This is a genomic window from Flavivirga abyssicola, assembly GCF_030540775.2.
GTDB lineage: Bacteria > Bacteroidota > Bacteroidia > Flavobacteriales > Flavobacteriaceae > Flavivirga > Flavivirga abyssicola.
This window is the reverse complement of record NZ_CP141266.1, coordinates 1,555,183-1,573,728: the sequence shown is the minus strand read 5'-3', so window position 1 is coordinate 1,573,728 and position 18,546 is coordinate 1,555,183. Positions and strand designations below refer to the sequence as shown.

19 protein-coding genes and 1 pseudogene are annotated in these 18,546 nt (G+C 32.1%); 14 read left to right on the top strand and 6 right to left on the bottom strand.

Annotated elements, in window-relative coordinates; all coding sequences use genetic code 11:
- Positions 1 to 11 precede the first annotated feature (11 nt).
- From Q4Q34_RS06510 to Q4Q34_RS06500, 3 genes are all read right to left on the bottom strand, one after another.
- A complete protein-coding gene (locus tag Q4Q34_RS06510) occupies positions 12 to 749 on the bottom strand; it encodes a lysophospholipid acyltransferase family protein (protein ID WP_303316454.1) in 738 nt (245 codons plus the stop codon).
- Positions 750 to 774: 25 nt separating this feature from the next.
- A complete protein-coding gene (locus Q4Q34_RS06505; protein WP_303316453.1) occupies positions 775 to 1,176 on the bottom strand; it encodes a hypothetical protein in 402 nt (133 codons plus the stop codon).
- Between the two features lie 104 nt (positions 1,177 to 1,280).
- Positions 1,281 to 1,691: a BrxA/BrxB family bacilliredoxin gene (locus Q4Q34_RS06500; RefSeq protein ID WP_303316452.1), complete on the bottom strand. Its 411-nt coding sequence runs from the start codon at positions 1,689 to 1,691 to the stop codon at positions 1,281 to 1,283.
- Positions 1,692 to 1,810: 119 nt separating this feature from the next.
- On the opposite strand from Q4Q34_RS06500, the gene Q4Q34_RS06495 reads away from it, so the two are divergent.
- The 3 genes from Q4Q34_RS06495 to Q4Q34_RS06485 all read left to right on the top strand — a co-directional run bounded on the left by Q4Q34_RS06495 (position 1,811) and on the right by Q4Q34_RS06485 (position 6,162).
- Entirely contained in the window at positions 1,811 to 2,587 is a 777-nt protein-coding gene (locus Q4Q34_RS06495; protein WP_303316451.1) for a TerB family tellurite resistance protein, read from the top strand.
- Positions 2,588 to 2,716: 129 nt separating this feature from the next.
- Positions 2,717 to 3,256, top strand: a complete 540-nt coding sequence (locus Q4Q34_RS06490; RefSeq protein ID WP_303316450.1) for an RNA polymerase sigma factor — start codon at positions 2,717 to 2,719, stop codon at positions 3,254 to 3,256.
- Positions 3,257 to 3,267: 11 nt separating this feature from the next.
- Positions 3,268 to 6,162 (top strand): energy transducer TonB, encoded by a 2,895-nt coding sequence (locus Q4Q34_RS06485; RefSeq protein ID WP_303316449.1) that lies wholly within the window; start codon positions 3,268 to 3,270, stop codon positions 6,160 to 6,162.
- Here the strand turns inward: Q4Q34_RS06485 and Q4Q34_RS06480 are convergent.
- Both Q4Q34_RS06480 and Q4Q34_RS06475 read right to left on the bottom strand, forming a co-directional pair.
- Positions 6,159 to 6,401, bottom strand: a complete 243-nt coding sequence (locus tag Q4Q34_RS06480; RefSeq protein WP_303316448.1) for a hypothetical protein — start codon at positions 6,399 to 6,401, stop codon at positions 6,159 to 6,161. The two genes, Q4Q34_RS06485 and Q4Q34_RS06480, sit on opposite strands and share 4 nt — an antisense overlap.
- Positions 6,402 to 6,406: 5 nt before the next feature.
- Positions 6,407 to 6,925 (bottom strand): HEAT repeat domain-containing protein, encoded by a 519-nt coding sequence (locus tag Q4Q34_RS06475; RefSeq protein WP_303316447.1) that lies wholly within the window; start codon positions 6,923 to 6,925, stop codon positions 6,407 to 6,409.
- A gap of 72 nt (positions 6,926 to 6,997) precedes the next feature.
- On the opposite strand from Q4Q34_RS06475, the gene Q4Q34_RS06470 reads away from it, so the two are divergent.
- A complete protein-coding gene (locus Q4Q34_RS06470) occupies positions 6,998 to 7,450 on the top strand; it encodes a DUF1569 domain-containing protein (protein ID WP_303316446.1) in 453 nt (150 codons plus the stop codon).
- A 42-nt stretch (positions 7,451 to 7,492) separates the two neighbouring features.
- Here Q4Q34_RS06470 and Q4Q34_RS06465 read toward each other — a convergent pair whose 3' ends face one another.
- On the bottom strand, positions 7,493 to 8,509 hold the full coding sequence (locus Q4Q34_RS06465; RefSeq protein ID WP_303316445.1) for a S66 peptidase family protein: 1,017 nt from the start codon (positions 8,507 to 8,509) through the stop codon (positions 7,493 to 7,495).
- A gap of 7 nt (positions 8,510 to 8,516) precedes the next feature.
- Here Q4Q34_RS06465 and metG point away from each other — a divergent pair, with 7 nt between their 5' ends.
- The 10 genes and pseudogenes from metG (at position 8,517) to Q4Q34_RS06415 (ending at position 18,448) form a co-directional block, all read left to right on the top strand.
- Positions 8,517 to 10,646: a methionine--tRNA ligase gene (metG, locus tag Q4Q34_RS06460; protein WP_303316444.1), complete on the top strand. Its 2,130-nt coding sequence runs from the start codon at positions 8,517 to 8,519 to the stop codon at positions 10,644 to 10,646.
- Positions 10,647 to 10,761: 115 nt separating this feature from the next.
- A complete protein-coding gene (locus Q4Q34_RS06455) occupies positions 10,762 to 11,280 on the top strand; it encodes a ferritin (RefSeq protein WP_303316443.1) in 519 nt (172 codons plus the stop codon).
- Between the two features lie 615 nt (positions 11,281 to 11,895).
- Positions 11,896 to 12,366, top strand: coding sequence for a lipocalin family protein (locus tag Q4Q34_RS06450; RefSeq protein ID WP_303316442.1), 471 nt, complete (start codon positions 11,896 to 11,898; stop codon positions 12,364 to 12,366).
- 4 nt (positions 12,367 to 12,370) lie between these two features.
- Positions 12,371 to 13,075, top strand: a complete 705-nt coding sequence (locus tag Q4Q34_RS06445) for an OmpA family protein (protein WP_303316441.1) — start codon at positions 12,371 to 12,373, stop codon at positions 13,073 to 13,075.
- A gap of 90 nt (positions 13,076 to 13,165) precedes the next feature.
- Positions 13,166 to 15,292, top strand: a complete 2,127-nt coding sequence (locus Q4Q34_RS06440; RefSeq protein ID WP_303316440.1) for a Tex family protein — start codon at positions 13,166 to 13,168, stop codon at positions 15,290 to 15,292.
- 123 nt (positions 15,293 to 15,415) lie between these two features.
- Complete coding sequence (locus tag Q4Q34_RS06435) at positions 15,416 to 16,261, top strand: helix-turn-helix domain-containing protein (protein ID WP_303316439.1); 846 nt, start codon at positions 15,416 to 15,418, stop codon at positions 16,259 to 16,261.
- 91 nt (positions 16,262 to 16,352) lie between these two features.
- The gene (locus Q4Q34_RS06430) at positions 16,353 to 16,526 is read left to right on the top strand and encodes a hypothetical protein (protein ID WP_303316438.1); all 174 of its coding nucleotides are present in this window, start codon (positions 16,353 to 16,355) and stop codon (positions 16,524 to 16,526) included.
- A gap of 126 nt (positions 16,527 to 16,652) precedes the next feature.
- Positions 16,653 to 17,201: pseudogene (locus Q4Q34_RS06425) on the top strand (carboxymuconolactone decarboxylase family protein).
- Between the two features lie 142 nt (positions 17,202 to 17,343).
- Positions 17,344 to 17,724 (top strand): cupredoxin domain-containing protein, encoded by a 381-nt coding sequence (locus Q4Q34_RS06420; RefSeq protein WP_303316437.1) that lies wholly within the window; start codon positions 17,344 to 17,346, stop codon positions 17,722 to 17,724.
- Positions 17,725 to 17,857: 133 nt separating this feature from the next.
- Positions 17,858 to 18,448, top strand: a complete 591-nt coding sequence (locus Q4Q34_RS06415; protein ID WP_303316436.1) for a TetR/AcrR family transcriptional regulator — start codon at positions 17,858 to 17,860, stop codon at positions 18,446 to 18,448.
- Positions 18,449 to 18,546: the final 98 nt, after the last annotated feature.

The following is an 18,546-nucleotide window of genomic DNA, read 5'->3' as shown; positions in this document are numbered from 1 at the left end:
CTATAATTTTTTTAAGGGTGTATATGTTCTTTAATAGTGGTTTCAATATTATTTATAAGCTCTTGCTTATTAGCAAAGGTACTAACTTTTAAAGGCTTGTGTACAGTAAAAGTAATATGAGTTCCTAAACCCATAGGAAATTTTCCGTAACGAACTGTTTTCCAAGAGTTATTTATAGAGATAGGAACCACTAAAGCGGATGGTGCTTTTTTAAATAGAATTTCTAAACCCTTTGTTTGAAATGGCTTTGGATGCCCATCTTTACTTCTTGTCCCTTCTGGGAAGATAACTGCAGCACGTTTATTTTTTTCAATGTATTCACCAAATTTCATAATAGCTGGTAAGGATTGTCGTGGATTTTTCCTGTCAATTAAAGCAGAACCACCGTGACGCAAATTATATGAAACGCTAGGAATACCTTTACCAAGTTCTATTTTACTAATAAATTTAGGGTGATATTTTCTTAAGAAAACAGACAACGGGGAGATATCGTACATGCTTTGGTGGTTGCAAACGACAATAAGTGGCTGATTTGTTTCTATATGATGTGGATTATTAAATGTAAATCGAGTACCTAAAATGTGAAGGCAGCGCATTAAGCAGATGTTCATTAAATCTGCACACTTTTTATGTCCTTTATAACCAAAAACATTGAAGCCTATCCACTGAATAGGATGAAATATGAGCAATGTTATTAAAAAACAGAGCGCGTAAATAATGGTTAAAGGGTATGACAACAATTTTTGCATGCGCAAAAATAAGTAAAACTAAGTCTTAATACACAAGGACGCAGGTGTTATTTTCGCAGGTTACACCAGTTGGCTGTATAGTAAGTGCACAATCTGAAGGGATACCCCATTTTACATTGAAATCGGATTCTTTTTGGTTATAGTCTTTAACGGCTGCTTTTAGTTGTTCTACATCAATTGAAGTCGTGTATATTAAGTAGGACCATGGACCACCACAAGGCTTGCTTCCTAAGGCAATGAATTTACATTCGAAATTCTCATTACAGACCGAAGTATTGGCTAGAGTTTCAATGTCTGCCTTTAGTAAACTAAGCTGGGCTAATTCACTTTCGTAAGTTGACGTATTATCGTCGTTAGAAGAACAGGCGACAATTACCGACAAAATAAGGTAGGTAAAAACCAATGCAGTTTTTAAATACAGTTTCATAAGTCTTTTTTTATAAGATGGAAAATTGGTGAATAGGTTGCGCGTAATATGCATAAAAAAACCACGATTATCGTGGTTTAAATTTTCCTTCTTAAGAATTTATTTTAACAATGCTCGTTATAAGCATCTACTAAGTTTTCTGCAATAAGTTCTGCTGGGCGACCTTCAATGTGGTGACGTTCTAGCATATGTACTAATTCACCGTCTTTAAATAAAGCCATACTTGGAGAACTTGGCGGAAACGGAACCATATAACCACGAGCTGTATCTACTGCTTCTTTATCCACACCTGCAAACACAGTTACGATATTTGTAGGGCGCTTATCATTTTGTAAACTCATTCTTGCTCCTGGACGTGCATTGGCTGCTGCACAACCACAAACTGAATTTACAACGACTAAAGTTGTACCTTCTTTTGCTAAAGCAGCATCAACAGCTTCAGAAGTATGTAATTCTTCAAAACCAACATTTGTTAAATCTTCGCGCATTGGTTTTACTAATTCTGCTGGATACATATTTTTAAATTTTAATAATTAACAATTTTTAGACTGCAAAGATACCAATTGTGTAACAATATGATATAAATATCAACTAACTAATATTATATTTGACGATAAATAAAATTTATAATTACATGAGTATTTCAAAATGGATAGGCGGTGCTTTAGGCTGGTCTTTTGGAGGTCCAATAGGAGCTATTATTGGAGTGGCATTAGGTAGTTTTGTTGATTCCTTATCAAACGGAAAAGGCAGTCCTTTTTTAGAAGAAGGGCAACAACAACGAAGAAGAACTAATTCTAGAACGCAAACAAGACAACGTCCGCAAACACAATCTGGTGATTTTGAAGTAAGTTTACTCATATTGGCATCTATTGTTATAAAAGCTGATGGTGTGCAGGATCAAAGAGAGTTGGATTTTGTGCGTCAGCAATTTGTTAGTATGTATGGTAAAGAGCGTGCTAATCATGCTTTCAAACTGTTCAAAAATATTAGCAACCAAAGTAATATTTCAACCAGACAGGTGTGTTTACAAATTAAACAAATGATGGATCACCCATCACGTTTACAGCTTATGCATTTCTTATTTGGTATTGCAAAGGCTGATGGAACAGTAACAGGAGACGAAGAGCGACAAATTTATACTATGGCAGGGTATTTGGGGATTAGTTCTCGCGATTATGATAGTATTAAAGCCATGTTTTATAACAGCAGTGATAATGCTTATAAAATTCTAGAAATAGATAAAAACGCCACTGATGATGAAGTAAAAAAAGCCTATCGAAAAATGGCTAAAAAATACCATCCAGATAAAGTAATTCACTTAGGGAAAGAGCATCAAGTAGGTGCTGAAGAGAAGTTTAGGCAGGTACAAATGGCTTATGAGCAATTGCAGAAGGAACGGGGATTTTAAAAAGACCACGATTATGCGATGTCTCAATCGTGCCTCATTTCGACATGACAAGTTTCTATAAATTTTAAAATATCGAAAATAATAAGGAGACCTTTTAGCAATTTGGCCATTAAGTAATAAACCAGTTTTATGAACGATAAAAAAATCTTAAAGCTTTTTAAAGATGGTCAACGCGAAAAAGCATTTAGTAAATTATATAGCTTATATCCTAAGATTGAAGCTCTGGTAATTTCAAAAGGAGGTCAAAAGCAAGATGCCTCAGATGTTTTTCAAGAGGCACTCATCATACTAAATAGGAATCTGGAAAAATCAGATTTTAAATTAACGTCTTCATTTTACACTTATTTATATTCCGTATCACGATTTATATGGAAGGACACTCAAAAGAAATTTTCAAAGGAAGAACTACATAATTTAAGTGAAAATGAAGTAGAATATTTCCATAGTGTTTTAGAAGAAAAAAAATATCAGCTCGCAGAACGTGCATTTCTCGAATTAGGAGAACGATGTCGGCAACTTTTACAACTGTTTTATCATAAAGCCATGTCTTTTAAAGAGATCGCTAATATGATGCAATTTAAATCTGAAAAAATTGCTAAAAATCAGAAGTATAAATGCTTAACAAAGGCAAAAGACATCTATCAAACAAGTAAAACACTTCAATCTTAATTCGGGATATCATGGAAAATTATATACAAAACATCGAGTTGATCAATAGGTATTTAAACCAAAGACTTTCTGAAAAAGAATCTAAGGCTTTTGAAGATCGAATGAGTACAGAAACGGATCTTAAAGATTTATATGAAGAACATATTGTTTTTTTAGAAGGTTTAAAACGACAATCAGTTAAAGGAGAAATTAAAAAGGCGAAGCAATCTCATATTAGAAATAAATGGTTTAAATATTTTGGGTTTATATCAATAGTAGTTGTTTTATTTACCATTATCTATTTTAATGCGTTTAACTCTGATAAAGAATATTTAAAAAATAAACTAAATTTTGAATCAAAATATATTCAAAATTTTCAAGTAGCTGTTGATTCTATTATTGAAATTGTTGGAGAAAAAGGAACTGTAATTCAATTTAACCCTAAAGATTTAGAAACGAGTTCCAAAAAACCATTCGTTGCAGACTCTTTAAGTATTGAGTTAATTGAATTAATTAACAAGCAAGATTTACTTCTAGCGAATGCAGAAACCGTGTCGAATGGCAAATGGTTGGTTTCTGGTGGTGCTTTTAAAATTGATATTAGAGTAAATGGAAAACCTTTAGTTTTAAAGGAAGGCAAAACAATTAATGTGCAATTTCCTAAGAATACTTTGGAGGATGGGATGCAAATATTTTATGGTGCAAGAGATGAAGAAAATAATATGAATTGGGATTTGTCTAACATTAATTTAGTAGATGAGAAATACAATACTATTTTATATAGGGATAGTACTGTTCTTGATGAAGAACTTACTAAAACCTATATGCTTGACATGTTTAAAAAGACTATTCTAGTTGATTCTTTAGGGTATTTAGAGAAAAAAAATATAATTGAAAAATTTCCTGGAATTGAGGAAATAAAAATTGATAATGATACACTTAGGATATATGATATTACTTTTTATAATTTATTATATGAGGATTCCATTGCTGATGATCTTCTAGGAGATGTGGAACTATTAGAAAGGAAGTATATTTCAATTTCAAAGAGCCAAGCAGAAAATGTAATAAAAAATGTGAGTGTAGATTATTTTATAGAACAAGGAGCATTTGATTTATATGATAAAGTGGCAAATCGTTTTTATGAATCCGTTGATGTTTCCAAACTAGGTTGGATAAACATTGATAAGTTTGCCAGAGATGAAGAAAAGGTAAGCGTTAAGTTCAATTTTAATGTAAAGACTAATCACAACGAAATATATATAGTTGATCAAAAAAATAATACAGTATTAAATGTTTGCGAAGACAATATTGATTTACCAATAAATAGGAGTTTTTATGTTATAGCAATTGGAATTAAAGGAAAGGATATTTATGGATTTAAAAAATCAGTTCGATTTAGTAAAAGTGACAGTTTTAAAATTGATTTTAAAAAGATAAATAAATCTCAGATAAAATCAATTTTAACTTTAGAAAACTCAATTAGTACTTCTGATTCTGTACCTAAAAATGCTAATAAGTTGATGAATTTAGACTCAATCTCTAATCAAAATATTGAACAATTTGAAGAGCGTAAAGTTTATAATCAAGCTGCAACTAAATCAAAGGAAGAAGGGGTTTTTAAATACAGTAAAGATTCACAGGTCTTTAAGATTAATACTAAAAAAGACACCACGATAAATTGTAAAGAAGGGACTAAACTAATTATTAAGTCAAATTCTTTTGTTGATAGTAAAGGGAATCTTGTAAAAGGCAATCTTGATTTGAATGTTACAGAATATTATAAATTATCTGATATGCTGTTAGCTAATTTAACAACGCAATCTAATGACAAGCAATTAGAAACAGGTGGAATGCTACATATTGAGGCTTTTAGAGGTGATGAACTTTTAAATTTAAAGCAGAACTCTAGCATTGGAGTTTCATTCCCAGCAGAAAGTAAAAAAGAAGACATGCGTTTATTTACTGGTAAATGGGAAGACGAAAATATTAATTGGAGACTTCAAGAAAAACAGAAACCAGAAATCGATGATCTTCTTGCTGAAGTTATAGAAGTAGCTGAGGATGATTCTTCTGAAAATATTGAAGTTCCTTTTTCTATAGTAGAACAAGTGCCTGTATATCCTGGTTGTGAAGAAGGAGACAATAAGAAACAAAGGCAATGTACCAGTGATGCTATTAAAAGGTTTGTCCAAAGAGAGTTTAACAGAAATGTGGCAGAAGAACTTGGTTTTAATGGAAGAGTAAGAATTAATGTAATTTTTAGAATTAATGAAAATGGAGATGTTGTTTCTATTCAATCTAGAGCAAATTATCCCAGATTTGAAGAAGAAGCTAAAAGAGTGATTGGATTATTGCCAAAAATGAAGCCAGGAATGCAAAGAGGTAATGCGGTTACAGTGCCTTATTCATTACCTATTATTTTTCAAATAGATGGACAATCAGAATTTACAGAATCGAATGGAAGTGTTTCCCAAACTATTAAAACACGAGAAACAATATCGAATAAAAGATTTGAAAATAAGTTAACTCTTAAAAATAATAATGTTCGCATTTCTGAAGTGAATAGCTATATTTTAAGAACGTCCAAATTAGGTTGGATTAATTGTGATAGATTCATAAGAAATAGAAGCAGAATAAATTATAAACTTAAAATTAAAAATTCTGAAGGAGCTATTGTTAATATGGTTTTTAAAACTGTAAATTGTATAATGCCAAGTTGGAAGAATAATGAAGTATATGACTTTAGAACCATACCTAAAGGAGAAGAGGTTGTACTTGTTGCGATTAAAAAGAATGGAGAGAAATTGTTTTTTGATATCATTGAAACAAAAACTAAAGAAAATCCAATGTTAGATTTTAATTTCAAGGAAATAACATTTGAAGAACTTAAAATTCACCTAGAAAAATTGAATAAGGCGTTTTAGTTTTTTTGCTTATAATGCCCATCGATATAATCAATAGCTTCCTGTTGTGTTAAAACAGCAAATTTTTTATAACGATTGTGCACATCAACGATTTCATCCAAAGCTTTTTCAACCAGAGGTTTGTTTTTCCAGGTATTAAGATGAGCAACAACCGTTTTTAAGCAACCATTCTTATAGGCAATTTGTCCTAAAACATGAATTAAAGTATCCGAGACTCGTTTGGTTTCGTCAAATTCCAACGTTTTTAATAAAGGCAAGATGTCTTGAGGATGCGTACGACCTCGTAGTTCAATGCCATGGCAGATCTCACGACGAATTTCTTTTCGGGATGTTTTAAATATGTTTTTGCCCAAGCAAGAACAGGAATTGAGTTTTTCTCGCCCATTTTCTTTACAGAACCAATAACCGCATTTCTAACCGAATGATGGTCGTCAAATAATCCAGTATCAAAAAATGCTTGCACTTTTTCAAAATGAAATTTACCAATTTCACCAGCAGCATTTACTGTAGTTTGTCGTACTTTTTCGGAATTAGAGTTTAATAAATTTTTTAAAGTCGAAAGAATCGTTTTTTGTAGTTCTGGCTTAGAATAAAAGATTTTGCCAATAGCTAAATAACCCGTTTTACGAATGTAAGTGTCTTCATCAGAAAAGTGTTTTATAATATTTTCTGTTTCAATTGATGTCAGATCATTAGTAATCTCTTGAGTTATTTTTTCAACCAAGAGAATTCGATCTGCTTTATTTAAGTCGTAAAAGCCCATATTAATAGTTTGAAGATAAAAATAAAATAAATAAATTGCATAGGATTTGTAAACCTCATTCATTTAAAGATTATGAAAAATATTTTTGATTTAAACGAAACCAATGCTGTTATCGACAGAATTAATAATCTAGAAACAACAAGCCAACCAAAATGGGGAAAAATGAGTGTGGATCAAATGTTAGCACATTGCAATGTGACTTATGAACTGGCTTTTGAGGATATTCACCCTAAACCTAATGGTTTTAAAAAAGCACTATTAAAGTTATTTGTTAAATCTATAGTAGTCAACGAAAAACCATACAAGAAAAACAGCAGAACTGCGCCCGAGTTTTTAATAACAGATTCTAAAAACTTTGAGATAGAAAAAGAACGACTGATTAATTACTTAAATAAAACACAAAACTTAGGAGAAGCGTATTTTGATAATAGGGAATCGCATTCTTTTGGTAAATTGTCTAAACAAGAATGGAATAATATGTTTTACAAACATGTAGACCACCATTTAAATCAGTTTGGAGTATAAAGGCTCCATACGAAATTCAATTAAAAAGAATCAGGATAGTTATTAGTTTTGAAAAACAACTGTAGATTGATTTTTGCCTACTGTTAACTTTATAGTTCTTCCCAAAATTATAGCACGATTGTCTTTTTCATGTCCAGCAGGCATATTAAAGGCAATGGGAAAATCATAATCAGATAGTGCATCTAAAATAAGCTGTTCTATTGAGGAGCCCCAAAGAGTAGTGTTCTTTCTGAGCTTGGTCATATCGCCAACAATAACACCCTTACAGTTTTTAAAATAGCCAGCACGTTTTAAACTTTGTAACATACGATCTATATGGTATTTATATTCGCCAATTTCTTCAATAAACAAAATTTTTCCAGAAGTGTCAATACTCGTATCAGAGCCTAACATCGTGTGCAACATGGTTAAGTTGCCACCCACAATAGGAGCCGAAGCATTTCCTGTTTTATTGTATTTAGAGCCTTCTAAAGTATAGTTTAGCGATTTTCCAAAAACGGCATCTTTAAATGTAGAAAGTGTTTCTTTAATAACTCCTAAATCGTCCTGCAAACTAGTACACATCATAGCATGAATAGACTCCACACCTACATTATGAACTTGATTATGTAGTGCCGTAATATCAGAATAACCAATAAGCCACTTTGGGTTTTGCTTAAATTTGGTGTAATCTAATTTATCTAATATTCTAACAGTGCCGTAGCCACCGCGAGCACACCATATGGCGCTTATTTTAGGATCGTCTAAAGCATTTTGAAAATCTTCACAGCGCTCATCATCAGTCCCTGCAAAATGATTGGCTTGACTAAAAACATGTTTACCAACAGTAGCATGTAAGCCCCAGCTTTTTAAAAGTGCTTTGGCTTGTTGAACTTCTTTAGTTCTATTTTTTAAAACGCCCGAAGGTGCAACGATGGCAACCGTATCGCCTGCTTTTAAGTATGGTGGTTGTATCAATGTATTTGTTTTAGTTGACAATGCATTTTGTGCTGAAAGCTGGTTTTTTCCAAAGAAAAAAACAATACAACACAACGTAGTAATTAATGAGATTTTTGACATAATGTAAATGTACATTTTTTTTCTAAATCGTAGTCAAAATGCGTACTTTTGTCCCTTATTTAAAAAAGAAATGAACGCACCTAAACGATATACGATTACCACAGCACTTCCTTATACCAATGGACCAATTCATATTGGACATTTAGCAGGCGTGTATGTTCCAGCAGATATTTATGCACGTTATTTACGATTAACAGGAAACGACGTTATACTTATTGGTGGGAGTGATGAGCATGGTGTGCCTATTACAATTAAAGCGAAAAACGAAGGTGTGTCACCACAGGATGTTGTAGATAAATACCATGCCATTATTAAAAAATCGTTTGAAGATTTTGGGATTACTTTTGATAATTATTCGCGTACCTCTGCAAAAGTTCATCATAAAACAGCTTCAGAATTTTTCACAACTTTAAATGATAAAGGTGAGTTTATTGAAGAAGTAACAGAACAATTATATGATGCAGAAGCAAATCAATTTTTAGCAGATCGATTTGTGGTTGGGACATGTCCCAAATGTGGAAATGAAGAAAGTTACGGCGACCAATGTGAAAATTGCGGGACCAGTCATAATGCGACCGATTTAATAAATCCGAAGTCAGCTTTAACAGGAAATACGCCGACTTTAAAACAAACAAAGCACTGGTTTTTACCTTTAGATAAACATGAAGCGTTTTTAAAAGAATGGATTCTTGAAGGTCATAAAAAAGATTGGAAATCTAATGTATACGGACAATGTAAATCATGGATTGATGATGGCTTACGCCCGCGTGCCGTAACCAGAGATTTAGATTGGGGAATTCCTGTACCAGCAGAAGGCGGTGAAGGGAAAGTACTTTATGTTTGGTTTGATGCTCCGATAGGATATATCTCATCTACTATAGAATGGGCAGAACGTGAAGGGAAAGATTGGGAACCTTACTGGAAAGATAAAGAGACCAAACTGGTTCATTTTATAGGAAAAGATAATATAGTATTCCACTGTATCATTTTTCCAGCCATGTTAAAAGCCGAAGGCTCTTATATTTTACCAGAGAATGTGCCTGCTAATGAGTTTTTAAATTTAGAAGGTAATAAATTATCAACCTCAAAAAATTGGGCCGTTTGGTTACCAGAATACTTAGAAGAATTCCCGGGTCAGCAAGATGTGTTACGTTACGCTTTAACGTCGAATGCACCAGAAACAAAGGATAATGATTTTACGTGGAAAGATTTTCAAGCAAGAAATAATAATGAGTTGGTTGCCATTTTTGGGAATTTTATTAACCGTGTTGTGGTATTGACTAACAAGTATTATGATGGTGTGACTCCTACTCCAAATGCATTATCTCAGGTAGATGAAGAAACATTAACAACGGTAAAAGCCTATCCAGATGTGATCTCTAGTTCTATTGAACGCTATCGTTTTAGAGAAGCGCAACAAGAGCTTATGAATTTGGCGCGACTAGGTAATAAATATTTAGCAGATGCAGAACCTTGGAAAGTCATTAAAGTAGATGCAGAACGTACAAAAACAATTATGTATGTAGCCCTTCAAATAGCATCAGCTTTAGCAACTTTAAGTGAGCCATTTTTACCATTCACATCAAAAAAATTAAAAGATATTCTTTGTCATTCCGCACTTGATGCGGAATCCACTTGGAACGAAGTTAAAACAAAAGAAGTTTTAATTCCAGCAGGTCATAAAATAAGAAAAGCAGAATTATTATTCTCTAAAATTGAAGATACCACTATTCAAGCGCAGCTTGATAAATTGGAAGCTAGTAAAAAAGCAAACGAGCTAGAAAATGCTGTCGTAGAACCGCAAAAGGATACCATTACGTTTGAAGATTTTACTAAATTAGATATGCGTGTTGGAACCATTTTGGAAGCTGAAAAAATGCCAAAAGCTAAAAAATTATTGGTCTTAAAAGTTGATACAGGTATTGACGTACGAACCATAGTTTCTGGAATAGCAGAAAGCTTTACTGCCGAAGAAGTGGTTGGAAAGCGTGTCACTGTTTTAGTAAATCTAGCGCCAAGAGCATTAAGAGGTGTTGAAAGTGAGGGTATGATTTTAATGACCGAGACACCAGATGGGAAATTAGTATTTGTAAATCCGGATGATACTGCTGTAACGAATGGACTGCAAATAAGCTAATTATTTATATGGGCTGTAGTATGTTGTGTAAAACACACATAGTATTGACTTAATTTTATCTTAATTTTATTTCAGTAATTAAAGAAATATTTAACTTTACGTAAAAAGAAATATCATGTTATCAAAAACCATAGAAGACGCATTAAATAATCAAATAAGAATAGAAGCAGAATCTTCTCAAATTTATTTAGCTATGGCATGCTGGGCTGAGGTAAAAGGCTTGGAAGGTGTCTCTAATTTTATGTATGCACAATCTGATGAAGAACGCGAACATATGCTAAAATTAGTAAAGTTTGTTAACGAGCGTGGAGGTCATGCAAAAATTTCCCAGTTGGCAGCACCTAATGTAACCTTTAACTCTTTTAAAGAAATGTTCGAAAAATTATTTGAACATGAAGTATTTGTATCTCAGAGTATTAATGAGTTGGTACATATTAGTCTTCAAGAAAAAGACTATGCAACACATAACTTTTTACAATGGTATGTTGCAGAACAAATAGAAGAAGAAGCGGTGGCACGTACTATTCTTGATAAAATAAATATGATTGGTGACGACAAAGGAGGACTTTATTTATTCGATAGAGATATTGAAAATTTAACCGTAACTACCGCAGCAACAGATACCCCTCAATAATTTTAACAACAAACTTTATTTAGATTAAATAAAAATAAATACATTTGCCGAGTTATCTAAACTTTGGATTCTGTTTTGGGCAAAAAGAAGAAGAAAAAAGCAATTAAGAAATTACAACAAATTGGTATTATAACTACTGATAAAGTAAAAACAAGCTGCTGTAAAAAATTTAAAAAAGGCGAGAATAAACGTTGTAAAAAGTGCCCTTGTTTTGATTTGCTTAAAAAAGTAGCTTAAAAAAGACTTTCCGTTTTGTATCATATTGCATTTTTACACGTTATGCTGACTTGTTTCAATATTCCATAATTATTGAAAATCAATAATTTATTAAAAAACAACTCTAAAGTAAGTTTAGGATGATAAACATGTTATGCTTAATTACAAGCCATCAATTTTTTAATATATCTATCTAACCTATTGAAGCACACGATTCAGCTTTTAAATGCACTGCATTTTTAAATAAGTTGTCGAAAAAAAGTGACCAACTTATTTAGACTGTGTCTTAAAGTTGTCTACGTTAAGAGCTTAAATTCTTCAGAAAAATTATATATAAAAAACATCTGAAGAGAAGCTCTAATTCGTAAATACCTTTAGATATTTATTAAATTTAAATTTATGAAAAACACACTTCTTTTATTAATTGCTATTAGCTTAGTATCCTGTGGAACATCAAAAACTGTAAGGGATTCAAAAAAAGTAATCAAGGGAGACTGGTTACTAAATTCAATAACTTATAGCGAAAAAGGGACCTATAATGTTAATTTACTTAATGATGCTTCAAAAGAATGCTTTGAGGGAAGTACATGGCAGTTTGTTCCCAATAACAATACGGGAGTTTATAATATTAATGATACTAGCTGTTCAAGCGGAGTTCGGAATTTTGTTTTTACAATTCAAGAAATTGACCCCCAAACTGGACTTTACGATTTTCTACTTAAACCAACCAATGAGAAATATAAATCTGATACCAACCGGGGTTTTCGATTAAAATTAACCTCATTGTCAGATGTAATGATGCAATGGCAACAAACCGTATCAGTTGATGGCAAACCGTTTACAATTACAATGAATTTTAATAAACAATAAAATAATGAAGACATTTTTAAACAGAATCGGATTAATTTTTTTAGTACTTATTTTAACGATAAATCTAACAAATTGTAAAGCCGTACAAAATGCAAACAATAAACAAAAAGGAGCTGTAATAGGAGCAGCAGGTGGAGCCATTTTAGGAGCTATTATTGGTAATAACGTTGGTAAAGGTGGTAATGGTGAATTAGGAGCTGTTATTGGTGGTGTAATTGGCGGAGGCGCTGGTGTGCTTATTGGAAACAAAATGGATAAACAAGCTCAAAAAATAGAAGAAGAAATCCCCGGAGCAGAGGTTGAGCGTGTAGATGATGGTATCGTTATAACGTTTGATGAAGGCAGTGGGGTTTATTTTGATACTAACAAGTATAATATCAATGCAGCTTCTCAAACAACACTGAATAAATTGGCAGGTGTTTTTAAAGAATATCCAGATACGAATATTTTAGTCGTAGGACATACTGATAGCGCAGGAGATGCGGGCTATAATATGACTTTGTCTAAAAACAGAGCGTATGCTGTTACCGGTTATTTAAAAAATAAAGGGCTTAACTCTGGTAGATTTACAACAAATTGGTTTGGAGAAACTCAACCAAAGCATGATAATTCAACAGCACAGGGTAGAGCAAAGAACAGACGTGTAAATATTGCTATTTTACCTAATGAAAAGATGATTAAAGAAGCAAAAGCACAAGCGAATAACTAAAATTATAATTAAACTTGCATAAATCTCGTTTTCAATGTTATTTTTGAAAACGAGATTTTTTTTGTGCCTTCAATTAATTCGAATTATTAAATGATTGATATTTTAAAGTTTATAACAACCCAGACCCAACTCCCAGAGCAATCTGTAAAAAACACGATTGAATTACTTAATGAGGATTGCACAATCCCTTTTATTTCGCGTTACAGAAAGGAACGAACGGGTGATTTGGATGAGGTTCAAATTGGTGAGATTGTAAAATATAAAGAACAATTTGAAGCTTTAGAAAAACGAAAAAAAGCTATTTTAAAAGCCTTAGAAGAACAAGCTGTTTTAACACCTGAATTAAAACAAAAAATAGCATCTACTCAAGATTTAACAACGCTTGAGGATATTTATTTACCATACAAAAAAAGCAGGAAAACGAAAGCAGAGACAGCCCGTAAAAATGGATTAGAGCCTTTAGCTAAAATTATTATGAGTCAGAATGCTAATGATGTGGAATCCATTGCTTTTAAATATATAAAAGGCGTTATTGATTCGGTGGAATCCGCTTTAGAAGGCGCAAGACATATTATTGCCGAATGGGTAAACGAACGTACCGATATTAGAAATAATATTCGTTATCAGTTAGAACGTTTTGCAATGATTTCTACGAAAGTTGTAAAAACAAAAGCGGAGGATGAAGCCGCTCAAAAATTCAGAGACTATTTCGATTGGTCTGAGAGTTTAAGTAGAATCCCATCACATAGGTTATTAGCTATTTTAAGAGCAGAAAATGAAGGGTTTATTCGAGTTAAAATAGAGATTGATAACGATAGGGCATTAGATAAAATAGAAAACAGAATAATTCGTAGTAATAATGCATGTGCAGATCAGATAGAGTTAGCTATTGCAGACGCTTATAAACGTTTATTATTACCATCGTTAAGTCATGAAGCTTTACAAATAGCAAAAGATAAAGCGGACGAATCTGCTATTAATGTATTTGCGAAAAACTTAAAACAATTATTGTTAGGTTCTCCATTGGGAGAAAAAAGGGTTTTAGCAATTGATCCAGGGTTTAGAACAGGTTGTAAAGTGGTGTGTTTAGATGCACAAGGACAATTAAAATACAATGAAACCATATATCCACACCCGCCAAAAAGTGATGCAACGGGGGCGATGAAAAAAATAAGCTCATTGGCAGATGCCTATAAAATTGAAGCTATAGCTATTGGTAATGGAACGGCATCACGAGAAACAGAAGCCTTAATTAGAAAGATTCATTTTAAAAATGATATTCAGGTTTTTGTAGTAAGTGAGGCAGGAGCGAGTATTTATTCGGCATCAAAGATTGCACGCGAAGAATTTCCAGATTACGATGTTACGGTAAGAGGTTCGGTGTCTATTGGGCGTCGTTTACAAGATCCTTTAGCAGAATTGGTTAAAATTGATGCTAAGTCTATTGGAGTAGGGCAATATCAACATGATGTGGATCAAGGAAAGCTGCAAAAATCATTGGATGGCGTTGTAGAACATTGTGTAAACTCCGTTGGTGTGAACATCAATACAGCTAGTAAAAGTTTATTGAGCTATGTGTCTGGTATTGGTCCGAAATTAGCAGAAAATATTTTTAATTTCCGTAACGAAAATGGCGTATTTACATCAAGAAACGATATTAAAAAAGTGCCACGATTAGGTAGTAAAGCTTTCGAGCAAGGTGCTGCCTTTTTAAGAATTAAAGATGCCAAAAACCCATTAGACGATTCTGCGGTGCATCCAGAAAGTTATGCTGTGGTTACCAAAATGGCTAAAGACCTTGGAAAAAGCATTCAAGACCTTATTGGTAATGCAGAACGTCTTAAAAAAATAGATTTAAAGCAATATTGTACAGAATCCGTTGGATTATTAACCCTACAAGATATCGTTAAAGAACTTGAAAAACCAGGATTAGATATTCGAGAGCAAGCAAAAGTATTCACGTTTAATCAGAATATAAAAACGATTTCAGATTTAAGAGAAGGTCAATTACTCCCTGGAATTGTCAACAATATTACAAACTTTGGTTGTTTTGTAGATGTTGGTATTAAAGAAAGCGGATTGATTCACGTATCAAATCTATCAGACGCCTTTGTAAAAGATGTTAATGAACATGTCAGTTTACATCAACAAATCATAGTAAAAGTGTTAGAGGTCGATATTCCGCGAAAGCGTATCCAATTAAAATTACATAAGTAGTATCAATGTCTGACTTTTGTTATAGACCCATATTTACAAGTTAGTATTTTGTAGTTTTTTTGTGCGCTTTTAAAATTATTAGGAGTATTGTAATGTTATTCAAAAACAAAAGACTAAGTAGAAATGCTAAAAACATTTACAGAATTTTCTACCAATGCCATTTTAAATGTGGGAGATGAGTCCCTTTTAAAACCATACAAACAAACTAAGCAAGCAGGATTATTTATGTTTATTAGAACCAATGATTCTAAGGCAGAAATTGTTGTAGATAGTATTCCTCATACCATAAAACCACATAGTATATTAGCATTAACCACGATTCAATATTTACAATTTATAGAAGGTAAAGATTTGGTGGTATATCAATTTAATAGAGAGTTTTATTGTATTAAAGATCATGATCAAGAAGTAAGCTGTGTTGGTCTTTTGTTTTTTGGAAACGTACATATTCCGCTTATAGAACTTAATTTAGACGAACAACGTAAATTTAAAATATTGCATGAAGTTTTTATTGATGAACTAGAAACGAAAGACAATATTCAAGCCGAGATGTTGCGTATGCTTATGGCACGATTTATAATTATAAGCACCCGATTATTAAAAGCAAAAGAAGGCTTTATAGAAACTACTTCTAAAAATTCTAAAATAGACTTATTGCGTGAGTTTAACCTGTTAGTAGAATCATATTTTAAAACAGAGCATAGTGTAAGTTTTTATGCAGATAAACTCTTTAAATCTCCAAAAACCTTATCAAATACTTTTGCTAAATTAGACACCAGTCCGCTAAAAATAATTCACGAACGCCTTATTCTTGAATCAAAACGATTGCTGGTTTATACGGATAAGACAGCCAAAGAAATTGCTTTTGAAATTGGTTTTGAAGACGCTTCACATTTAAGTAGATTATTTAAAAAACACACGACTTTATCCCCTTCAGAGTTTAAAAAACAGCTCAAATCTGCTTCTTAGGAAAAATTGACAAGCTTTAGGGAAATACGTTTATTTTATAACACCTCGTTATAAGGCATCTTTGTAGTGTATAATTTAAACAGTTAAAGCTATGAATTTAAAACATATATCCATTTTCAATTTAATTGAGATATTCAGTAATAATAGAAAAAAAGTACTTCATACAATAAGTCCTAAAACACATTGTGAACAAAAACACATTCACGATTTCTATTGTGACGCAGAAAGACCTCATATAGACGCTAATATTTTCTCTTCAAAATAGGAAAGGGAAAAATTGACAATCATTAAGGAAGAACTTACATGGTATAACCTTTTATTTGATTGCATCTTTGTACCAGAATTACAAACAATAAAATTTCAAAAATAATAGATATTAAAAATTAAAATTATGAGCACATTTAATGTACCAAAAAGAGAAGACGTAAACGAAAATAACCAAGCTATTTTCGATAATTTAAACAAAGCTTTAGGTTTTGTACCAAACTTATATGCAACTTAAGCACATAGTGATACAGCATTAGAAAACTACTTAAATTTTTCAAATGCAAAAACATCATTATCAGCAAAAGAAAAAGAAGTGGTTAATCTAGCTGTAAGTGAAGTTAACGCATGTGTTTACTGTTTATCAGCTCACACAGCTATAGGGAAAATGAATGGATTTACCGACGAACAAATCTTAGAATTAAGAGCTGGTTATGCGTCATTCGATTCCAAATTAAACGCTTTAGCACAGTTAGCTAAAAACATTACAGAAAACAGAGGGAAAACAGAAGAAGCTGTTTTAGAAAATTTCTTTAACGCAGGATATACAAAAGGTAACTTAATAGATACTATTTCTTTAGTAGGAGATAAAACAATTTCTAATTATGTTCACCAAACAACCCAAGTCCCTGTAGATTTTCCGGTAGCACAACCATTAGAAGCAGTAGCCGTATAAATAATTCAAATAATGTCAGGCAGAGCGCAGTCAAGGCCTTTTAATTTAACTATTCAGTAATCCCTCTTCGAGCTTCACGCGCTACTTACAGCAAAATATATTTTGCTTAAGTAATGTTCGAGAGGACATAAAAACAAAAACAATGAAAAAAATCATTTCAATTTTAGTAATCGCATTAGCATTTACAATGAACACGAATGCCCAAGACGCAATGAATACTGTAAAGACAGTATCCTTAGAGCAAACCAAAGGAGAATTTACTCAAAAAGCTTTAACATTAAGTGAAGGGTCTTACGTATTTGCAGTATCAAATAATCATGCAGCAAAAGAGGTAGGTTTAGTATTAGTACCTAAAGGTAAAGATGCCAGTAAACCGGAAAACCATATTAAAACAGCATATGTAACAACAGTTGTTAAAGAGGGTAAGGTAGAAAAAACAAATGTTACCAAGTTAACAAAAGGAGAGTATGTTTATTTCTGCCCATTAAATCCAACACCACAATATACGCTTACAGTTAAGTAAGTAGTTTTTGATTGATTAGTAGTAAAAAAAGGTTGCCTATTTAGGCAGCCTTTTTTGCGTTTATAAAAACTTTAACATTTAAAATTTGGAATTACTAGACGAGTGGTCATATTTTTGTCACTAATTTTAATTTATGCTCAAAACTGTTAAACATGATGCTAAAGCAGATTTCCTTTTAGAAAAGGGAATAGAGATCCTTTGGAGTAAAGGATACAATGGTACGAGTGTAAATGATATAGTTAAAGCTGCAGATGTACCAAAAGGTTCTTTTTATTTTTATTTTGAATCTAAAGAGGATTTTGCAGTTAAAGCTATAAATAAATATTTTGATTTGCATTTAGCTATAGCTATAGAGAAATTAGAAGATAAATCTATAGCTCCAAAACAAAAGCTTTTGGATTTTTACCAATTTAGAGTAGATATTTTAAAAAATGAAATGAATTGCCAAATGGGGTGTATGGCATGCAATTTAGCTAGTGAAATGGCAGAACATAATGAAAAGATAAGAACTGCTATTTTAGTTAAAGAAGAGAAAATGTTATCATTAATTACCAATATTTTTAAAGAGGCCCAAGAATTAGGAGAGATTGAAAAAACTATAAAAGCAGATGTTATAGCTGCTTTTATTGAAGATGCCGGAAAGGGTGCTATGATTAGCATGAAAGAAAAGCAAAGTGCAGAACCCATTGATAATTTTATGATTATGGTTAAAAACATAATTTAACTGTAATTTTTTTAAATTTTAATAGACGACTGGTCAACTATTAAAATATTAATTTTTTTGTCCCTGTTATGAATTTGTAAATCGTCTTTAACATAAAG

What these genes read in the sequence shown, in the direction of transcription:
- Q4Q34_RS06450 (WP_303316442.1), top strand. Translation starts at nt 11,896, where the DNA reads ATGAAAAACACACTTCTTTTATTAATTGCTATTAGCTTAGTATCCTGT.
- Q4Q34_RS06485 (WP_303316449.1), top strand. Translation starts at nt 3,268, where the DNA reads ATGGAAAATTATATACAAAACATCGAGTTGATCAATAGGTATTTAAAC.
- Q4Q34_RS06435 (WP_303316439.1), top strand. Translation starts at nt 15,416, where the DNA reads ATGCTAAAAACATTTACAGAATTTTCTACCAATGCCATTTTAAATGTG.
- Q4Q34_RS06415 (WP_303316436.1), top strand. Translation starts at nt 17,858, where the DNA reads ATGCTCAAAACTGTTAAACATGATGCTAAAGCAGATTTCCTTTTAGAA.
- Q4Q34_RS06465 (WP_303316445.1), bottom strand. Translation starts at nt 8,509, where the DNA reads ATGTCAAAAATCTCATTAATTACTACGTTGTGTTGTATTGTTTTTTTC.
- Q4Q34_RS06420 (WP_303316437.1), top strand. Translation starts at nt 17,344, where the DNA reads ATGAAAAAAATCATTTCAATTTTAGTAATCGCATTAGCATTTACAATG.
- Q4Q34_RS06475 (WP_303316447.1), bottom strand. Translation starts at nt 6,925, where the DNA reads ATGGGCTTTTACGACTTAAATAAAGCAGATCGAATTCTCTTGGTTGAA.
- metG (WP_303316444.1), top strand. Translation starts at nt 8,517, where the DNA reads ATGTACATTTTTTTTCTAAATCGTAGTCAAAATGCGTACTTTTGTCCC.
- Q4Q34_RS06455 (WP_303316443.1), top strand. Translation starts at nt 10,762, where the DNA reads ATGTTATCAAAAACCATAGAAGACGCATTAAATAATCAAATAAGAATA.
- Q4Q34_RS06505 (WP_303316453.1), bottom strand. Translation starts at nt 1,176, where the DNA reads ATGAAACTGTATTTAAAAACTGCATTGGTTTTTACCTACCTTATTTTG.
- Q4Q34_RS06510 (WP_303316454.1), bottom strand. Translation starts at nt 749, where the DNA reads ATGCAAAAATTGTTGTCATACCCTTTAACCATTATTTACGCGCTCTGT.
- Q4Q34_RS06490 (WP_303316450.1), top strand. Translation starts at nt 2,717, where the DNA reads ATGAACGATAAAAAAATCTTAAAGCTTTTTAAAGATGGTCAACGCGAA.
- Q4Q34_RS06430 (WP_303316438.1), top strand. Translation starts at nt 16,353, where the DNA reads ATGAATTTAAAACATATATCCATTTTCAATTTAATTGAGATATTCAGT.
- Q4Q34_RS06470 (WP_303316446.1), top strand. Translation starts at nt 6,998, where the DNA reads ATGAAAAATATTTTTGATTTAAACGAAACCAATGCTGTTATCGACAGA.
- Q4Q34_RS06440 (WP_303316440.1), top strand. Translation starts at nt 13,166, where the DNA reads ATGATTGATATTTTAAAGTTTATAACAACCCAGACCCAACTCCCAGAG.
- Q4Q34_RS06445 (WP_303316441.1), top strand. Translation starts at nt 12,371, where the DNA reads ATGAAGACATTTTTAAACAGAATCGGATTAATTTTTTTAGTACTTATT.
- Q4Q34_RS06495 (WP_303316451.1), top strand. Translation starts at nt 1,811, where the DNA reads ATGAGTATTTCAAAATGGATAGGCGGTGCTTTAGGCTGGTCTTTTGGA.
- Q4Q34_RS06500 (WP_303316452.1), bottom strand. Translation starts at nt 1,691, where the DNA reads ATGTATCCAGCAGAATTAGTAAAACCAATGCGCGAAGATTTAACAAAT.